The 18,421-nt window shown below is 31.9% G+C and carries 20 protein-coding genes and 1 tRNA gene; 10 read left to right on the plus strand and 11 right to left on the minus strand.

What is annotated here, in order from left to right; translation table 11 throughout:
• Nucleotides 1-19: 19 nt before the first annotated feature.
• The 6 genes from sufD to FLB_RS10775 all read right to left on the minus strand — a co-directional run bounded on the left by sufD (nt 20) and on the right by FLB_RS10775 (nt 4,471).
• Nucleotides 20-1,333 (minus strand): Fe-S cluster assembly protein SufD, encoded by a 1,314-nt coding sequence (sufD, locus tag FLB_RS10750; protein WP_064715959.1) that lies wholly within the window; start codon nt 1,331-1,333, stop codon nt 20-22.
• Between the two features lie 81 nt (nt 1,334-1,414).
• The gene (gene sufC, locus FLB_RS10755) at nt 1,415-2,167 is read right to left on the minus strand and encodes a Fe-S cluster assembly ATPase SufC (RefSeq protein WP_064715960.1); all 753 of its coding nucleotides are present in this window, start codon (nt 2,165-2,167) and stop codon (nt 1,415-1,417) included.
• 14 nt (nt 2,168-2,181) lie between these two features.
• Nucleotides 2,182-2,454, minus strand: a complete 273-nt coding sequence (locus tag FLB_RS10760; protein ID WP_064715961.1) for a Txe/YoeB family addiction module toxin — start codon at nt 2,452-2,454, stop codon at nt 2,182-2,184.
• The gene (locus tag FLB_RS10765; RefSeq protein WP_064715962.1) at nt 2,445-2,642 is read right to left on the minus strand and encodes a DUF2683 family protein; all 198 of its coding nucleotides are present in this window, start codon (nt 2,640-2,642) and stop codon (nt 2,445-2,447) included. The genes FLB_RS10760 and FLB_RS10765 overlap by 10 nt, the downstream gene beginning before the upstream one ends.
• Nucleotides 2,643-2,682: 40 nt before the next feature.
• Complete coding sequence (sufB, locus tag FLB_RS10770) at nt 2,683-4,131, minus strand: Fe-S cluster assembly protein SufB (protein WP_064715963.1); 1,449 nt, start codon at nt 4,129-4,131, stop codon at nt 2,683-2,685.
• A 10-nt stretch (nt 4,132-4,141) separates the two neighbouring features.
• The gene (locus tag FLB_RS10775) at nt 4,142-4,471 is read right to left on the minus strand and encodes a HesB/IscA family protein (protein WP_064715964.1); all 330 of its coding nucleotides are present in this window, start codon (nt 4,469-4,471) and stop codon (nt 4,142-4,144) included.
• A 176-nt stretch (nt 4,472-4,647) separates the two neighbouring features.
• Between FLB_RS10775 and FLB_RS10780 the strand changes: the two genes are divergently transcribed.
• Together FLB_RS10780 and FLB_RS10785 are read left to right on the plus strand one after the other, a co-directional pair.
• On the plus strand, nt 4,648-5,607 hold the full coding sequence (locus FLB_RS10780; protein ID WP_082923271.1) for a YjgN family protein: 960 nt from the start codon (nt 4,648-4,650) through the stop codon (nt 5,605-5,607).
• Nucleotides 5,608-5,610: 3 nt separating this feature from the next.
• A complete protein-coding gene (locus FLB_RS10785; RefSeq protein WP_064715965.1) occupies nt 5,611-6,720 on the plus strand; it encodes a M48 family metallopeptidase in 1,110 nt (369 codons plus the stop codon).
• An 82-nt stretch (nt 6,721-6,802) separates the two neighbouring features.
• Here the strand turns inward: FLB_RS10785 and rpiB are convergent, their stop codons facing one another.
• Complete coding sequence (rpiB, locus tag FLB_RS10790; RefSeq protein ID WP_064715966.1) at nt 6,803-7,234, minus strand: ribose 5-phosphate isomerase B; 432 nt, start codon at nt 7,232-7,234, stop codon at nt 6,803-6,805.
• Between the two features lie 724 nt (nt 7,235-7,958).
• Complete coding sequence (locus FLB_RS10795) at nt 7,959-8,192, minus strand: hypothetical protein (RefSeq protein ID WP_064715967.1); 234 nt, start codon at nt 8,190-8,192, stop codon at nt 7,959-7,961.
• Between the two features lie 119 nt (nt 8,193-8,311).
• Here FLB_RS10795 and rnr point away from each other — a divergent pair, with 119 nt between their 5' ends.
• Genes rnr through FLB_RS10810 form a run of 3 tightly spaced genes read left to right on the plus strand, consistent with a single transcriptional unit; the run spans nt 8,312 to nt 11,899 of the window.
• A complete protein-coding gene (gene rnr, locus FLB_RS10800) occupies nt 8,312-10,492 on the plus strand; it encodes a ribonuclease R (RefSeq protein ID WP_064715968.1) in 2,181 nt (726 codons plus the stop codon).
• A gap of 13 nt (nt 10,493-10,505) precedes the next feature.
• Nucleotides 10,506-11,171, plus strand: coding sequence for a head GIN domain-containing protein (locus FLB_RS10805; protein WP_064715969.1), 666 nt, complete (start codon nt 10,506-10,508; stop codon nt 11,169-11,171).
• Between the two features lie 53 nt (nt 11,172-11,224).
• Nucleotides 11,225-11,899 carry a LysE family translocator gene (locus FLB_RS10810; protein WP_064715970.1) on the plus strand — a complete coding sequence of 225 codons (675 nt, stop codon included), beginning with the start codon at nt 11,225-11,227 and terminating at the stop codon, nt 11,897-11,899.
• Nucleotides 11,900-12,694: 795 nt separating this feature from the next.
• On the opposite strand, the gene FLB_RS14270 is transcribed toward FLB_RS10810, so the two are convergent.
• Nucleotides 12,695-12,765: transfer RNA gene (locus FLB_RS14270), tRNA-Cys, on the minus strand.
• A 105-nt stretch (nt 12,766-12,870) separates the two neighbouring features.
• A complete protein-coding gene (folB, locus tag FLB_RS10815; protein ID WP_064715971.1) occupies nt 12,871-13,230 on the minus strand; it encodes a dihydroneopterin aldolase in 360 nt (119 codons plus the stop codon).
• 141 nt (nt 13,231-13,371) lie between these two features.
• Here folB and FLB_RS10820 point away from each other — a divergent pair, with 141 nt between their 5' ends.
• The 4 genes from FLB_RS10820 (at nt 13,372) to FLB_RS10835 (ending at nt 16,657) form a co-directional block, all read left to right on the plus strand.
• Nucleotides 13,372-15,411 carry a glutamine--tRNA ligase/YqeY domain fusion protein gene (locus FLB_RS10820; RefSeq protein ID WP_064715972.1) on the plus strand — a complete coding sequence of 680 codons (2,040 nt, stop codon included), beginning with the start codon at nt 13,372-13,374 and terminating at the stop codon, nt 15,409-15,411.
• A gap of 298 nt (nt 15,412-15,709) precedes the next feature.
• Nucleotides 15,710-16,039: a YtxH domain-containing protein gene (locus FLB_RS10825; protein WP_064715973.1), complete on the plus strand. Its 330-nt coding sequence runs from the start codon at nt 15,710-15,712 to the stop codon at nt 16,037-16,039.
• Between the two features lie 9 nt (nt 16,040-16,048).
• Entirely contained in the window at nt 16,049-16,399 is a 351-nt protein-coding gene (locus tag FLB_RS10830) for a hypothetical protein (RefSeq protein WP_064715974.1), read from the plus strand.
• A 3-nt stretch (nt 16,400-16,402) separates the two neighbouring features.
• Nucleotides 16,403-16,657, plus strand: a complete 255-nt coding sequence (locus tag FLB_RS10835) for a DUF6327 family protein (protein WP_064715975.1) — start codon at nt 16,403-16,405, stop codon at nt 16,655-16,657.
• Between the two features lie 14 nt (nt 16,658-16,671).
• Here FLB_RS10835 and FLB_RS10840 read toward each other — a convergent pair whose 3' ends face one another.
• Complete coding sequence (locus FLB_RS10840; protein ID WP_064715976.1) at nt 16,672-17,652, minus strand: SPFH domain-containing protein; 981 nt, start codon at nt 17,650-17,652, stop codon at nt 16,672-16,674.
• A 158-nt stretch (nt 17,653-17,810) separates the two neighbouring features.
• On the opposite strand from FLB_RS10840, the gene FLB_RS10845 reads away from it, so the two are divergent.
• The gene (locus tag FLB_RS10845; protein ID WP_064715977.1) at nt 17,811-18,401 is read left to right on the plus strand and encodes a hypothetical protein; all 591 of its coding nucleotides are present in this window, start codon (nt 17,811-17,813) and stop codon (nt 18,399-18,401) included.
• The last annotated feature ends 20 nt before the right edge of the window (nt 18,402-18,421 follow it).

Here is an 18,421-nt window from a genome sequence, read left to right on the forward strand (position 1 = left end):
ATTAGAAACTTTTTTAAAACTACAAATCAAACCCTAGTTTCACGCCTAATTTATTGGCTATAATAGCGGTAATTCGTTTTTTAAGTTCAGGAATTTTGATGTTTTCGATTACTGCATTCGAGAAAGCGTACATCAATAATGCTTTGGCTTCTTTCTTTGGAATTCCTCGTTGTTGCATGTAAAACAAAGCCGTTTCGTCTAATTGACCAACGGTACAACCGTGAGAGCATTTTACATCGTCAGCAAAAATTTCTAACTGTGGTTTGGCATTAATCGTAGCTTTGTCACTCAACAAAATATTGTTACTTTTTTGGAAAGCATTGGTTTTCTGAGCTTCTTTTTCTACGAAAACTTTCCCGTTAAAAACACCAGTAGCTCTATCTGAAAATATTCCCTTGTAATCTTGAAAACTTTCGCAGTTTGGCGTTGCGTGGTTTACTAGGGTATAATGATCAACGTGTTGCTTCTCTCCTATTATTGTAATTCCGTTTAGCGTACTAGTTAAGCGTTCGCCAAAATGATAAAAATTCAAATTGTTTCTGGTTAAGTTTCCTCCAAATGAAAAGGTTTGCACCGAAACATGACTTTCTTGTTTTTGCGAAACGTAGGTATTATCAATTAAGTTCGCTTCGGCTGCATCATTTTGAATTTTATAGTAATCCACAATAGCGCGTTTTGCTGCAAAAATTTCAGTAACTGAATTGGTCAATACCGCATTATCATTCAAACATTGATGTCTTTCGATGATTTGCACATGAGAATTCTCCCCTACAATCACCAAATTACGTGGTTGAACCAACAACGCTTTTTCGGAACCTGTAGAAAAATACATGATTTCGATTGGCTTATCCGCTACTTTACTTTTTGGAATATTAATATAAGCACCTTCATTAGCAAATGCCGTATTTAAAGAAGTCAATGACTCGTCTTTACTTGCAATTTGATTAAAATAGGTGTCAATAACCATTTTGTATTTTGGCTTATTTAATGCCGATGACATTAAACAAACATCTATTCCATCGTGAGTGGTTGAGGACAAATTCGAGCTAAAAACGCCATCTACAAAAACCACTTTATGGGTATCTATTTCGTGCAAAAAATATTTTTTTACCTCTTTATACTCAATCGTATTTTCAGTATTTGGAAAAACACTGAAATCATTTTTTAAAATGCTATTCAAGGAAGTATATTTCCAAGCTTCCTCTTTTTTGGTTGGAAAGCCTTTATTTTCAAAGTTCTTTATAGCTGCGGTACGAATATCATGAAGATCCGTTTGGACATCAATCTTTTCTTCAAAAGCCATAAAGGACGATACTAATTTTTCTCTTAACATATTTCTAATTGTTTAAAGTTTAAGGTTTAAGGTTTAAAGTTCTCATGGGATAACTTTAGACTTTAAACTTTAAACAAATTTTTACGCTTCTTGTTCTTGTTTGATCCAATCGTATCCTTTTTCTTCTAGCTCATAGGCCAATTCTTTGGTACCAGATTTTACTATTCGACCGTTATACAAAACGTGAACAAAATCAGGAACGATATAATCTAATAAACGTTGGTAATGCGTAATCACAACAATTGCGTTTTTGTCGCTTTTTAGCTTGTTTACACCATTCGCTACAATTCGAAGGGCATCAATATCCAAACCAGAATCGGTTTCGTCTAGGATGGCCAATTTTGGTTCTAACATTGCCATTTGAAAAATCTCGTTACGTTTCTTCTCTCCTCCAGAAAAACCTTCGTTAAGTGAACGAGATAAAAACTTGCGATCGATTTCTAACAATTCTGATTTTTCGCGAATGACTTTCAACATTTCGTTGGCTGGCATTTCTTCTTTTCCATTGGCTTTGCGCGTTTCGTTGATAGCCGTACGCATAAAGTTGGTTACAGAAACTCCAGGAATCTCCACTGGGTATTGAAACGAAAGAAACACCCCTTTGTGTGCTCTTTCTTCTGGACCTAATTCTGCAATATCTTCGTTGTCTAAAAGAATTTCTCCTTCGGTCACTTCGTAGTTTTCATTTCCAGCAATAATAGCCGAAAGCGTACTTTTTCCTGCACCGTTAGGTCCCATAATGGCATGAACTTCGCCAGCTTTTACTTCAAGGTTGATTCCTTTTAATATTTCTTTGTCGCCTATTGAGGCGTGAAGGTTTTTTATTGATAACATGAGTAGTTTTGTTTTTATTCGTAGTGTCCTTTCAATGATAAAATATCAAGGATTTCTATTGTATTTTCTTCTGTAACTTTATAAATAATTCTGTGTTCTTTATTTATTCTTCTGGACCACCTTCCCGAAAGTTGGTGCTTTAATTGCTCTGGTTTTCCTAGACCTTCATATGGATGCAATTGAATATCTTCAATCAAAGCAGATATTTTATTCATTATTGCTTTATTTCCAGATTTTTTCCAAAATTCTCTGTCTTTCTGAGCTTTTTCAGAATAAATTACTTCCACAAATCTTCTAATTTAATTCTAACTCCTTTCCCATCCTTAATACTTTGTTCAGCTTCCAATATTTCTTTTACAAATTCTGGATTATAAGGTTTTTCGACTTCTTGAACGATTTCAAAACCCAATGATTTTGCCAATGATTTCAAGACTGGAAAATCTTTTTTCTTAACGTTTTTTAAAATGAGTTCCATAACAATCTGAGTTAAATACTATTTGCAAATTTATAAAAAATTACCCCACAGAACCTTCTAACGAAATTTCCAATAATTTTTGGGCTTCCACAGCAAACTCCATCGGTAATTTATTCAACACGTCTTTGCTAAAACCGTTTACGATTAAAGCAATGGCTTTTTCGGTTGGGATTCCGCGTTGGTTACAATAAAAGACTTGATCTTCTCCAATTTTACTTGTTGTAGCCTCGTGTTCAATTTTTGCTGTTGGATTTTTACTTTCGATGTACGGAAAAGTATGTGCCCCACAATTATTACCCATTAATAAGGAGTCACATTGCGAAAAGTTACGAGCATTTTCAGCTCTTGGGCTAATTTGTACTAAACCTCTATAACTGTTTTGTGATTTTCCTGCCGAAATACCTTTAGAAATAATAGTCGATTTGGTATTTTTTCCCAAATGTATCATCTTAGTTCCCGTATCGGCTTGTTGGAAATTATTCGTTACTGCAATAGAGTAAAACTCTCCTACTGAATTATCTCCTTTTAATACGCAAGATGGATATTTCCAAGTTACCGCAGATCCGGTTTCTACTTGTGTCCAAGAAATTTTTGCATTAGTTTCACAAAGCCCTCTTTTGGTTACAAAATTATACACCCCACCTTTACCCTCTTTGTTCCCAGGGAACCAGTTTTGTACGGTAGAATATTTGATTTCGGCATTATCCAAAGCAATCAATTCTACCACAGCCGCGTGCAATTGATTCTCGTCACGACTTGGTGCTGTACAACCTTCTAGATAAGAAACATAACTTCCTTCGTCAGCAATGACCAAGGTGCGTTCAAATTGTCCTGTTCCTGCTTGATTAATTCGGAAGTAGGTAGACAATTCCATTGGACATTTAACTCCTTTTGGAATATAACAGAAAGAACCGTCTGAGAATACTGCCGAGTTTAAAGCAGCATAAAAGTTGTCTTTCTGAGGAACAACAGTACCTAAATATTTACGAACTAAATCTGGATGTTCTTTGATGGCTTCTGAAATCGAACAAAAGATAATTCCTTTCTCGCCCAACGTTTTCTTGAAAGTTGTTGCTACTGATACGGAGTCAACCACGATATCCATGGCTACATTGTTCATCATTTTTTGTTCATCAACAGAGATACCTAACTTTTTATACATTTCTAAAAGCTCAGGATCAACATCATCCAATGTTTTGTTTGGATCTACTGCTTTTGGCGCGGAATAATAAGAAATGGCTTGAAAATCTGGTTTTTCATAATGTACATTCGCCCATTCTGGTTCGATCATTTCTTGCCAAGCACGAAACGCTTCAATGCGCCAATCGGTCATCCATTGTGGCTCTTCTTTCTTTTTTGAAATCGCTCTAACAATGTCTTCATTTAATCCAATAGGAAACGTTTCGGAATCCAAATTGGTGTAAAATCCGTATTCGTATTCTTTATTTTCTAGTTCGATTTTTAAATCGTCCTCAGTATATTTACTCATATTTTTTTATTTATAGAGAAAAAGATTCCCCACATCCACAGGTTCTTTGTGCGTTTGGATTATTAAAAACAAATCCTTTTCCGTTTAATCCTCCGGAAAATTCTAAAATGGTTCCTGCTAAATACAGAAACGATTTTTTTTCGACTGCTATTCTTACATTATTATCTTCAAAAACTTTATCGTTTTCTCCTATTGCTTTATCGAAGGTTAAATCATAAGATAATCCTGAACAACCACCTGATTTAACGCCGACTCTAACGTAATCATTGGTAGCATCAAAACCATCGTCTTTCATCATCTCGATAATTTTTTTACTAGCTGCTTCAGAAACTTGTATCATTGTTATATTGATTTTGTCTAAATTAACTGCAAATGTATTACTTTAAAAAGTTTTTGTTGTGCTTCTTTACATTTTTATGATTGATGATTCAATAAGAAAAATTGATACCATCATTAGTTAAAAAAATAATATATTTAGCCAAATTATTTATAACCAGAAAACTAATCAAATTATTTATGGAAGAAACAGTAACCCAAAAACAAGAGTATCAATTGGCCTACACCGGAAAAGGCAGCGATTTTTTTAGTGTCATTATCGTTAATTGGCTTTTAACCTTGATTACATTAGGTATTTATTACCCTTGGGCCAAAGCCAAACAACTCAACTATCTTTATGGAGAAACACATCTTAATGGTGACTCATTCGCTTTTCACGGTACTGGAAAAGAAATGTTTAAAGGTTTTATCAAAGCCTTATTAATTTTCGGATCGCTTTATGGTATCCTTTTTTTATTAGTTCACTTGCAAATGCCGGTTGTTGGCTTACTGCTATTCTATTTAGGTTTCTTGGCACTATTACCCTTGGCCATTCATGGTTCATACCGTTATAGAATGTCTAGAACTTCTTGGAGAGGCATTCGATTTGGTTATAGAGGAGATCGTAAAGAATTTACTTTAAATTTCTTCAAATGGATCCTTTTGACTATCGTAACATTAACAATTTATGGTTCATGGATGACAATTAACATGAGACGATACCTAATTAGTAACATCCGCTTTGGTGATGCTGAATTTAGTTATAATGGAGATGGTGCAGACTATTTCTTTCTAAACATAAAAGGATATTTATTAACTGTTTTTACACTTGGAATTTACATATTTTGGTGGCAAAAAGACTTATTTAACTACTATGTTTCTAATTTAAGTTTACACAAAGACGACAAAGAATTGCAATTGACTTCAACAGCTACTGGTGGAGATTTTCTTAGCTTAGGAATTACCAATCTTTTGATTTTGATTTTTACCCTTGGTTTAGGCTATGCTTGGGTAGTCACTAGAACTTTGAAATACATTTTTAGCCATATAGAAATTGAAGGAAATATCGATTTGGATAGTCTGACACAAACCGAAGAAAACTTCAAAGATGCAACAGGCGAAGATATTAGTGATTTCTTAGATTTGGATTTTATTATTTAAAAAATGACTACAGTTTCAAAAAGCGTTTTTTATGACGGACGATCTTCTGTTCCAAAAACAATCGATTTATTTTTTGATGCAACTAAAGGGCAGTTTACCTTCCAAATAGAACCAAAAAGTAGTGTAAATGAAGAAGAAAATTCTTTTCCTGAAAGAAGTGCATCCTATACGTGGTTGATCAGTGCGATTGCATTTGAACATAGGAGTACCGCCTTGTTTTTGCAACACGGTGAAGATCCAATTCAAACCATAAAAATTACCGATGCTGCATTGATTACTTCAATTAATCAATTCAGAAAAACATCAGGACAATTGAGTTGGTATCAAACGCTTTTACATAAACCTTTGAAATTTCATGTGTTTTTAGCGTTGTTTTTGTTGACAATCATTGGCTTATCGTATATATATATTCTACCTTGGGTAGCCGAAAAATCTGTGGTGTTAATTCCTGAAAGTTATGATGACTCATTAGGCGAAACTTTTATAGACGAAAATTCACTTTTAGGAAACAGTCAGGTAGAAAAAACTAAAATATTGAATGATTTTGCCGCTAATTTACAACTCAACAACAAAAAGAAATTGAAATTTAAAGTCATCGATGCTGATATTATGAATGCCTATGCCCTACCCGATGGTACCATTGTAGTCTATACTGGCATTTTGAATGAAATGAATAATTATGACGAATTAGTGGGTTTGATTGGGCATGAAGCTGCTCACGTAAACAACCGTCATTCGATGAAAATGCTTTGCAGAAATTTATCAGGTTACCTTTTCATTTCTACTGTTTTAGGAGATGTAAATGGAGTAATGGCCGTTTTAGGAGATAATGTAAATACGTTGCAATCGCTATCTTTTTCTAGAGAATATGAACGAGAAGCCGACGAAGAAGGTTTTGCTATTGTGACCAAAAATCACGTTAATCCAAAAGGAATGGTGACTTTATTCCAGCGATTACAGAAAGAACACAGTATCGAAATGCCTGAGTTTTTGAGTACACATCCGGTGACAAAAGAAAGAATTCAGTCTATTAAAACAATGATTTCCACCAAAAATCATGTCATTCAAGAAGATTTCAAATTAAAAGCATTGTTTGAAAAACTTCAAAAATAAAAACAACAAAAACCGCTTAGTTTATAATAATACTAAGCGGTTTTTTTATACTAAAATGGTGCGAAGCACCTCGAAAATTTTTTTATTGACAAGCGATTTTATTCACTCTATTTTGGTGTCTTCCTCCCTCAAAATCTGTAGCTAAAAAGGTTTCTACAATTTCAACAGCTTGTTGAATAGAAGTAAAACGTGCTGGAATACTCAACACATTAGCATCATTATGTAAACGAGTTAAATAAGCAATTTCTTTGGTCCAACAAAGACCAGCTCTTACTCCAGCATGTTTGTTTACCGTCATTGCAATTCCATTTCCACTACCACAAATAACGATTCCAAAATCGGCTTTACCTTCTTCTACATCGTTAGCAACAGGATGTCCAAAATCTGGGTAATCTACTGAATCCTCTGAATCTGTTCCGTAATTGGTAACCTGATGTCCTTTTGATTCTAAATAATGAACAATTGCTTTTTTATAATCTGGTCCTGCGTGATCGTTTCCGATAGAAATTTTCATTAGTCAATGTATTTAGTTGTGAGTGCACAAATTTAACCAAACAAATTGAGTTATGGTTATAAATTTTACTTTTAGATCCACCTAAATATTGATCATTTTTATAGAAAATAGAACAAAAAATAAACTCTTTCCTAACTCACATAAAACTAGTATTTTAACTTTTTTAGCAATTTTGATATTTTTATAAAATACTAAAAATCAACTCATTTACGCTATAATAAATGTTAATTTTTTGCATTGTTAATACCAAAACCTAATTACTTGATATTCAGTTAACTTTAAATTAACACGAAATGTTAATAAGTTAGGAAAGAAAATTAGAAGTTTTTTTAGTTGGTATTAAAAAAATATGTAATCCAAAATAGGAATGAAAAAAACAAAAAAAGTTTGGCTATTTTTTAGAATAGTTATCAATACACTGAAGAGGTTTATTAACATCTTTTTTTAAAAAACTTATTTACAATTTTATTTCATTTTCTGTTATTAACCGTTGTTAATTAAAATTTAAAAAGAACTAAAAATAAACCTTTTAGGTATTAAAAACAGTGTTAATAACTCTAAATAAAAAAGCAAAAGTCCAAATTTAATCATTTTATAAAAAAATTATTGCCATTATTAACACGCTATAATAACCATCAAAAAATATTTAAATTTTAAATTTTCTTTTTTATTATTTTAATGAATGTTGACAACTTTGAATTTTGAAAAAGTAGGGTAGGAGCTGTTAGACAATTTTCAAATGGTTATTGAGGTGGTCTAAAATGGTTTGAACAGTTTCGAAATCGTTGGGATGTACTTTGAGTTGAATTCCGCCCAAGGCATTGGTGTAAAAAGGAGCTACCGAAAGAGTGATTTCGTTTTCAAAGAAAAAAGGAATTTTTTCTAGCTCTAAAATGTGCTTTAAAACCACTATTTCATGTGGATAAGTAAAGACTGCTAAAGTATTAAAATCTTCCATGAGGGTTGTTTTTATAAAGATATAAAAAATAGTTAGAGTTATATTTTATTTAAAACTAAAGCGTATTTACTGTTTACCGTTAACTATTTTGTAATTTTAGACTTTATTAGAAAAGATATATGCGTAAAAGATTAAGAAAGCCAATCAAGAAAGAGAAAGATTTTAGTGATAAAATTTTAAAAATATTGGCTCAAAACCCTAACAAAGGGTTTAACTACAAGCAAATAGCAGCTACGCTTGAACTAGATGATACTCAAAGTAGAAATCAAATTATCAAAGATTTGAAACTTTTGGCTGCTGCCAAAAAAATAATTGAAACCGAACCAGGAAAGTATCTTGTAAAAGCTATTAGCCAAGATTATTACGAAGGAACTATCGATATGACCGGTCGTAAAACGGCTTATTTTATTTGTCCAGATTTTGAAGAAGACGTTTTTATTCCAACCAATAATTTGAATCGTGCCTTAGACAAAGACAAAGTAAAGGTCTATGTTTACAATCGAAGAAAAGGAAAACGTCCTGAAGGCGAAGTAATTGAAGTAGTCGAAAGAGCTAAAACTGATTTTGTGGGTGTGATTGACATTCAAAAGAATTTTGCTTTTGTTTCTACTGCCAATCCAAAAATGTACACCGATATTTTTATTCCAAAAGATAAAATAGGGGAGGCAGAGCACGGAGATGTCGTTCTGGTTCATATAGAAGATTGGCCTAAAAGAGCCGATAGTCCTTTTGGTAGAGTAGAAAAAGTATTAGGAAAACCTGGTGAACATGATACCGAGATTCACGCTATTTTAGCAGAATATGGTTTGCCTTCTGAGTTTCCCATCGAAGTCGAAACCTTTGCTCAAAAAATTGATACGACGATTCAAGAAAGTGAAATTGCCAAGCGTCGCGATATGCGAGATACACTCACTTTCACCATTGACCCAAAAGATGCCAAAGATTTTGATGATGCCTTGTCTTTTAAGAAATTAGAGAATGGTAATTTTGAAATTGGTGTTCATATTGCAGATGTTTCTTATTACTTAGAAGAAGGAACTATACTTGATGATGAAGCCTATCAACGCGCCACTTCGGTGTATTTGGTAGATAGGGTAGTACCTATGTTACCAGAGGTTTTATCCAATTTTGCTTGTTCTTTACGACCTCAGGAAGAGAAATATACGTTTTCGGCTATTTTTGAATTGGATGCCAAAGCCAAAGTAGTGAACCAATGGTTTGGAAGAACGGTCATTTTTTCAGACCAACGATTTGCGTATGAAGAAGCACAATACATCATTGAAACCAAAGACAATACGATTCCAGTTGAGACTTCAATCACAGGAAGTAGCTATGTTGTGGCCGACGAAATTGTTGAAGCTACGCTAAAAATGGATGAGTTAGCCAAAATTTTAAGAAGAAATAGAATGAATGAAGGCGCTATTTCTTTTGATAAAGTTGAAGTAAAATTCAATTTAGATAAAGAAGGAGAACCGGAAGGCGTGTACTTCAAAATAGCCAAAGATGCCAATCATTTGATTGAAGAATTTATGCTTTTGGCCAATAGAAAAGTAGCGGAATATATTGGAAAACAAAAGAAAACGTTTATTTACAGAATTCACGATGAACCCAATGAAGATAAGCTAATTGCTATGCAAAATGTGATTGCTAAATTTGGATATAAAATTGACTTTAGAAACAAAGGTGATATCTCTAAATCATTGAATGCCTTGATGGAAGAGGTGAGTGGTAAAAAAGAACAAAATTTGATTGATACTTTAGCCATTCGTTCCATGAGTAAAGCCAAATATTCAACCGATAATATTGGTCATTACGGATTAGCTTTCGATTATTATTCTCATTTTACTTCACCCATTCGTAGGTATCCTGATGTAATGGTGCATAGATTGTTACAATTTTATTTAGATGGAGGAAAATCTGTAGATGAAGAAACCTATGAAACCAAATGCTTGCATTCGTCAACAATGGAAGGTTTGGCCACCAATGCAGAACGTGATTCTATCAAATACATGCAGGTAAAATACATGCAAAACCATCAAGATCAAGAGTTTTTGGGTGTCATTTCAGGAGTAACGGAGTGGGGAATTTATGTAGAAATCATCGAAAATAAGTGCGAAGGAATGGTAAGAATTCGTGATATTAAAGAAGATTATTATACTTTTGACGAGAAACAATATGCATTGGTTGGCGCTACTTCACATAATTTATTGCAATTAGGAGACGAAATTTATGTAAAAGTTAAGAACGCTGATTTGGTTAAAAAACAATTGGATTTTCATTTTATTAGAAGTAATAATTAATAATAAATAAGCTATGAAGAATATAATAGTTGTAGTTACTTTGTTTTTAACGAGTTATTTACAAGCTCAAGTCACCAAGAATTTAGGCGATTTTGATAGTGTAAAAGTATTCGATCAATTGACTGTAAAGTTGATTCCTTCAAACGAAAATAAAGTCAGTATTTCAGGAACAAGAGCTAGTGAAGTTGAATTTATTAATAATAATGGTCAATTGAAATTAAGAATGCCTTTTCCGAAATTAATGTCTGGAAACGATATTAAAATTGAGTTACATTTTAAAAAAATTGAAAGTATTGATGCTAGTGAAGGAAGTTATGTTTCTTGTGATTTTCCATTCAAACAAACGCTTTTAAGCCTGAATACTAAAGAAGGTGCTACCATAAAAGTCGAATTTGATACAGAAAAAGCAATAATTAGAGCCGTTTCTGGAGGAATTTTAGACTTGACAGGAAAAACCAACAATCAAACCATTACGATTGCTTCTGGTGGTGTTTTAGAAGCCAAAGATTTAATAAGCTCACAAGCGACTATAAGCGTTGCAGCAGGAGGAAAAGCTGAAATACATACAACAACCTTAGTGGATGCAAAAGTGAAGGCTGGAGGCTCTATTTACATTTATGGTAAACCAAAACAAATTAATCAGCAAACGATCCTTGGTGGAACGATAATTGAAAAGTAACTTTAACTAGGCTTTTAGCTATTCACTAATTACTATTTACTAATTACTACTAAATGATTAACGATATTTTAGCGGGAATTCCTTGGGGAATTTTTTTAAGTTTTATGATTGGTCCTGTTTTCTTTATTTTACTAGAAACTAGTATAAGTAAAGGATTTAGAGCGGCAATGGTATTTGATTTAGGCGTTATTTTTGGTGATATTGTGTTTATTTTAATCGCTTATCTTGGAAGTTATCGTTTAATTACTAGCCTTAAAGATGAACCTTCTTTATTTATTTTTGGTGGAATTGTGATGCTGGCTTATGGAATAATTTCTTTTATCAAATTGCGAAATACAGAGAAATCTCCAGAAGAAATTTTACAAGATGAAATACTTAAAAAAAACTACGGAAGCTTATTTATGAAAGGTTTTTTTCTGAATATTATCAATATTGGTGTGTTGGGTTTTTGGTTAGCAGTTATCATTTCTGTTGGACCAAAAATGGACATGAAAACGTCAAGAATGTTGACTTTTTTCGTTTCAGTAATTCTTTCTTATTTACTAATTGATTGTATTAAAATTGTATTAGCTAAGAAATTAAAATCGAAAATGACGCCTACTAATATTCATAAAATTAAAAAAGGAATAGCCGTAGTTTTAATGATTTTTGGATTAGTTTTAATTACCCAAGGTTTTTTTCCAGGGGAAAAACAAATGGTAAAGCATGCTTTAGAAAAGATAGAGTAGGAGTCATTCCTATTCAAAAAAAAAAGATAAAGCTTCTGAATTTCAGAAGCTTTTTTTGTTTAAGACTACACTTTATTTCGTCTTCTATACTATCATATTTTTTAAATTAATGAGTAACTAATCAGGTATTATTTTGACATTAAATTGCCTCCAACTTTAGTTGGAGAAATGAAATTTTAAATTTTTAAAGGCTTTATTCAAAATTTATTGCTTTTATTTGACTAAAGCCAATGCAATCAATCCCAATCATGACTCCTGCTAAAGTTGGAGACAATTGAAAGTAAGACAAGCTGAGTAGTTACAATAATTATAAAAAAGAGAGATACATTTATACATCTCTTTTGATTGTTTATCCGGATTCGAACCTTTCTTTATCTAATTTTTCTTAAAAATTAACCATAAAAAAACCTCCAAGTTTCCTTGAAGATATTAAAGGCATCGTCCCGATTCGAACCTTTCTTTATCTAATTTTTCTTAAAAATTTACCATAAAAAAAACCTTCAAGTTTCTTTGAAGGTATTAAAGTCATCGTTCGGATTCGAACCTTTCTTTATCTAATTTTTCATAAAAATTATCCATAAAAAAAACCTTCAAGTTTCTTTGAAGGTATTAAAGTCATCGTTCGAATTCGAACCTTTTCTTTATCTAATTTTTCTTAAAAATTAACCATAAAAAAACCTCCGAGTTTCCTTGAAGACATTAAAGGCATCGTCCGGATTCGAACCTTTTCTTTATCTAATTTTTCATAAAAAATTATCCATAAAAAAAACCTCCAAGTTTCCTTGAAGGTTTCAGAGGCATCGTCCGGATTCGAACCGGAGTAGGAGCTTTTGCAGAGCCCAGCCTAGCCGCTCGGCCACGACGCCATTGTTTAAACGGATTGCAAATGTACTATAAAATTTTCAAAAAGCAAATTTCGAATTCTAAATAAAATAGAATAGTATTTCTTTTTAACTTTTTAATTTTTACGTTTAATTTCTAGTTTCACTCATTATAATGGTAACTGCTTCTACATCACCACCAATTGGAGGATTAATTTTTGAAACCGCTACTTCAATTTTCGTAATTGTTGGAACTTCTTTCATTGCTCGAACAATGATTCTGTGAGTTACATGCTCTAATAGTGCTGATCGAATAGCCATTTCTTCCATCACAATTCGATTTAATAAGACATAATCAACGGTATCTTTTAACTGATCGGATAGTGCCGATTGTGTAAGATCGGTTTCAATCTCTAAATCTACTCGGTATTCTGAACCTATTTTTGATTCTTCGATTAAACAACCATGATATGAAAACGTGCGAATATTATTAAGTTTTATTTTACCCATTTTTGTTTTAAAAACGTATTATTTATTGGCTATAAAAGTACAAATTCTTTTGTTTTTTTAATGGAATAAATAAATAAAGAACCTTATTATACCTAGATTCCTCAACAATTTTGATAACTTTGCCGTTCAAATTTCAATATAATGGCTGCAGAAGAAAAATCACTTCATTTTATAGAACAAATCATTGAAGATAGTATTGCTAATGGTTTTCCTAAAGAGCAATTACGCTTCCGTTTTCCACCAGAACCTAATGGGTATTTACACATTGGTCATGCCAAATCTATTTGTCTAAATTTTGGTTTAGGTTTAAAATATAACGCTCCAGTTAATCTTCGATTTGATGATACGAATCCTGCAAAAGAAGAGCAAGAATACGTTGATGCTATCAAAGAAGATGTAAAATGGTTAGGTTTTAATTGGTCTGAAGAATTGTATTCTTCTGATTATTTTCAACAATTGTATGATTGGGCTATTCTTTTGATTAAAAAAGGAAAAGCTTATGTAGATAGCCAAACTTCAGAAGAAATGGCTGCTCAAAAAGGAACTCCAACGCAACCTGGTGTTGATGGCCCTTATAGAAATCGTACTATAGAAGAAAATCTTCAGTTATTTGAAGGCATGAAAAATGGTGATTTTCCGGAAGGAAGTCACGTTTTGAGAGCCAAAATTGATATGACGTCTACCAATATGTTGATGCGTGATCCATTAATGTACAGAATTTTACATCGCCATCATCATCGTACTGGTAATGACTGGAATATTTACCCGATGTATGATTATGCTCATGGTGAAAGCGATTATTTGGAACAAATTTCTCACTCTATTTGTACTTTGGAATTTGTGATGCATCGCGAATTGTATGACTGGTTTTTGGATCAAATTTATGATTCGGAAAAAGTAAGACCACATCAATATGAATTTGCTCGTTTGAACTTGAATTATACCGTTATGAGCAAACGAAAATTATTACAATTGGTTCAAGATAAAGTAGTTAATGGGTGGGATGATCCAAGAATGCCTACTATTTCTGGTTTACGTAGAAGAGGGTATACCGCTGCTTCTATTCGTAAATTTTGTGATACAATTGGTGTTGCTAAACGTGAAAATATTATTGATATCTCTTTATTAGACTTCTGTCTACGTGAAGATTTGAATAAAAAAGCACCTAGAGTTATGGCTGTTTTGGATCCTGTAAAATTGGTTATTACCAATTATCCAGAAGACAAAGTGGAATGGTTAGATGCTGAAAATAATCAAGAAGATGAAGCTGCTGGTTTCAGAAAAGTGCCTTTCTCTCGTGAATTATACATAGAAAAAGAAGATTTTCTTGAAGTAGCTCCAGCCAAGTTTTTTAGATTGAGTATTGGTAATGAAGTACGTTTAAAAAACGGTTATATTATTAAGGGTGAGTCAGTTGTAAAAAATTCTGATGGTTCGATAAAAGAAATCCACGTTACTTATGACACCGATTCTTTAAGTGGAAGTGGGAGTGAAGCCAGCAAACGTAAAGTAGCTGGAACGCTTCATTGGGTTGCAATCAATCACGCTATTGAAGCAGAAGTTCGTTTGTATGATCGTTTATTTACAGATGAAGCACCGGATAGTCATAAAGAGAAGAGTTTCTTAGAATTTGTAAATCCATCTTCTTTGCAAATTGTAACTGGTTTTGTGGAACCAAGTTTACAAGATACAGTTTCTGGTAGTCATTATCAATTCCAAAGATTGGGTTATTTTTCTGTTGATAAAGATACAACTGCTTCAAAATTAGTATTTAACAAAACGGTTGGTTTGAAAGATGCTTGGGAGGAGAAAGACAAGAAAGAAGCAAATCTTTTGATGAATACTCAAAAGGAAATCAATAAGTACGTTAAAGAAAAAGATGCAAACGTTGCTTCTGCTTTGTTAACATCAATTGTTGGTAATATCGAAAGTATTGACAATTATAGTTTATTGACGCAAACGGTTAGTAAGAATATTAAAAATGACAATAATGCTTTATTGTTTTCAAATTTAATTCTCAAATATTCAGATAAAATTTCATTTAAAGATATTGCTACTGATTCTTTACAAAAATTATATACAATGTCTTTAAAAAGTCAATCTACTTTAGTTCGTGAGATTGTCATTGAAAACATAAAAAATGACGCGATTCATTTAGATCAATTTCAAACTTTGATTTAATTTTTCATCATCAATTTTTCTTATCAAAAGCATCCTTTATAGGGATGCTTTTTTATTATTAATAGTTTCTATTGTTTTTAAAAAAATAATTAATTTTTATTATTAAAAATGACTTTAATAAATTAATTTTAAGACATTTTTTTTATTTCTTCGACTCAATTTATGTCTTTTTATTTTTCTTTAAATTAGAGGCTTTATTTTAATTTTAACTTCCCTTTTTAATAGTTTTTCACGTTATTAACTTTGTTTTGTTAATAAAGTAGTATCTTTATAATTCATAACACTAATTTTAAGTATCATGGCAAGTAACACTGGAAATACCATTTTAGCACTTTTAACAGGAGCTGCTATTGGAGCAGGAATCGGAATTTTATTCGCTCCAGACAAAGGGACTCATACAAGAAGAAAAATTCGTGAAGGCGTAGATGAGGCAAAAGATAATTTTAATGAAAAATTTTCTGAGGTTTCAGATAGACTTATTGAAAAAGCATTTTTAACCAAAGATGATTTTGAGGAAAATTTGGATAAGTTTGTTTCTAATGCAAGTCATAAAACTGAAGATGTTATTACTTTTCTGGAAGAGAAATTAGCTGCACTCAAATTAAAAAATGCTAAATTTCAAAAATAACTTGTAATTATGGCTTTAGAGGATCTAAAAGAGAAAAGAGAAGATATTCAAGAACAACTTCAAGCCTATATTGAAAGCAATGTAGCCTACTATAAGCTTTGGGGTTTCAAGGTAACTATGAAATCTACCACCATGATTCTCAAGTTTTCTTTGATATTGCTTTGTTTCTCGATGGTTTTATTATTTTGTTCTATAGCTGCTGCTTTAGCTATTGGTTCTTATTTAGAAAGCAATGCTTTAGGTTTTTTAACAATTGGCGCTATTTATCTTTTACTAACCTGTGGTTTCTTTATGATTAAAGATAAAATAGTTGAAGGACCAATTTTGGAGAAATTTTCTGAAATCTTTTTTAACGATTAAATTATGGAACCAAAAAAATATTCATCTTATGCCGAGATTGATCGTGATTTAGAAATTTTGAAATTAGAAAAGGATATTCATTTTCAAAAATTGCTATTGAGTGTTCAAAAGACCAAGGAGAGTTTTGAACCAAAAAACATCATTAATAGTTATTTAAGTTCGTTTAAATCTACTCTTTCAAATAATTACGTTCAGATCCTACAAGTTGCCATTCCTTACATTATTGGTTGGTTTATTAATAGAAAAAGAGGCCGTTAAGCCTCTTTTTTTGTTTATACTTCTTCAGAATTTCCTTCTTCTGTGTCTTCTGGTGGTTGCGGTTTTGCAACTTCTTTTGGTTTAACTCGTTCTGTTTTTTTCATCATTTGTCCAACTTGACTAGAAGCAGAGAAGGAGGCAATCATATTATTCAGCATATCACTTCCGGCTTGTGGAGAGTTTGGTAATAAGATTAAGTTAGAATTGGCATCTGCACCAATGGCTTGTAAGGTATCATAGTGTTGTGTAACCACAATTAATGCTGATGCTTCTTGAGAATTAATACCTACATTGTTTAAAACTTCTACACTTTCTACCAGTCCACGAGCAATTTCTCTTCTTTGATCTGCAATACCTTGTCCTTGTAATTTTTTACTTTCAGCTTCAGCTTTTGCTTTGGCTACAATTCTTATTCTTTGTGCTTCTGATTCAAATTCTGCAGCTGTTTTTTCTCTATCGGCGGCGTTAATTCGGTTCATTGCGTTTTTTACCTGAATATCAGGATCAATATCTGTTACCAAAGTGTTGATGATATCATATCCGTATGTAGTCATGGCTTCGTTTAATTCTCTTTTTACAGCAATTGCAATATCATCTTTTCTTACGAAAACATCGTCTAATATTAACTTTGGTACTTCTGCCCGAACTACATCAAACACATAAGCTGTAATCTGATCGTGAGGAAATTCTAATTTGTAGAATGCTTCGTACACTTTGTCTTGAATTACTTTAAACTGTACCGAAACTTTCATTTTGATAAAAACGTTATCCTTTGTTTTGGTTTCAATTAGTACGTCTAGTTGTTGAATTCTAAGATTTACTCTTCCTGCAACTCGGTCAATAATTGGAATTTTGAGTTGTAACCCTGAATTTCTTATGCTTGTAAATTTTCCAAATCGTTCAATAACTACTGCTGTTTGTTGTTTCACGGTAAAGAAAGAAGATAATAAAATTAATAGTCCGATGACTAGTAATACAATTAAAATAGGATTCATAATTTATTAATTTAAAATTAGTTATTGTTTATACGTACGAATATTTTTAATGTTACATTTATTTTTGTGTTTTTAATTTCTTAATGTACTCATCATAGTATAGTAATAAAGTTGTAATTCTATCCTTTTATTTTTGTAGCTTATTTATTATTATATTTATGAGCAAATTTTACTTTATCCTTTTATTTTTTTCTTTTACTTGTTTCTCTGCTGAAAATCCTAATAGCTTCATTGTTAATAAGGATGGAGAACAGATTAGTATTAACTCAAATTTCTTTAGAATTGATAATACTGAAAAATGTATTTATTATAAATTAGTTAATAGTCCAGCTGAAATTAAAATGAATTTTAATGATTTGGATTATGTTATGATCCGTAAAAATAAATTTAAAACGGTCAAATTTGCCAACACGAAAGAGCTTAAAGGATTTTTTGTTTTGAGTGAGTCAGCTACCAAGACTTTATTATTTTCATCAATGTCCTCTGAAGAAGAGGAATCTGTTGTTAAATATGAATTTTATATAATTGATAAAAGCGGTTCAATTGTAGAAAGTCATGTTTTTGATAATTTGAAACGTCCAAAATCAGCTTCTACTAGGTCTGATATATTTGGTAAAATCCGTTTCTTCTTTGATGATTGTCCTCAGCTTATTAAACGAATTTCATCCTTTGATGTTAATTCTGCAGAAAATTTTAATCTTGATATTCTAGGCTTTTTTGATGAACCTATTTATATTAATTGCCTTTAATAAAAACAAAAGCTCCCAAA

This window comes from Flavobacterium succinicans (assembly GCF_001662485.1).
Classification (GTDB): Bacteria; Bacteroidota; Bacteroidia; order Flavobacteriales; family Flavobacteriaceae; genus Flavobacterium; species Flavobacterium succinicans_A.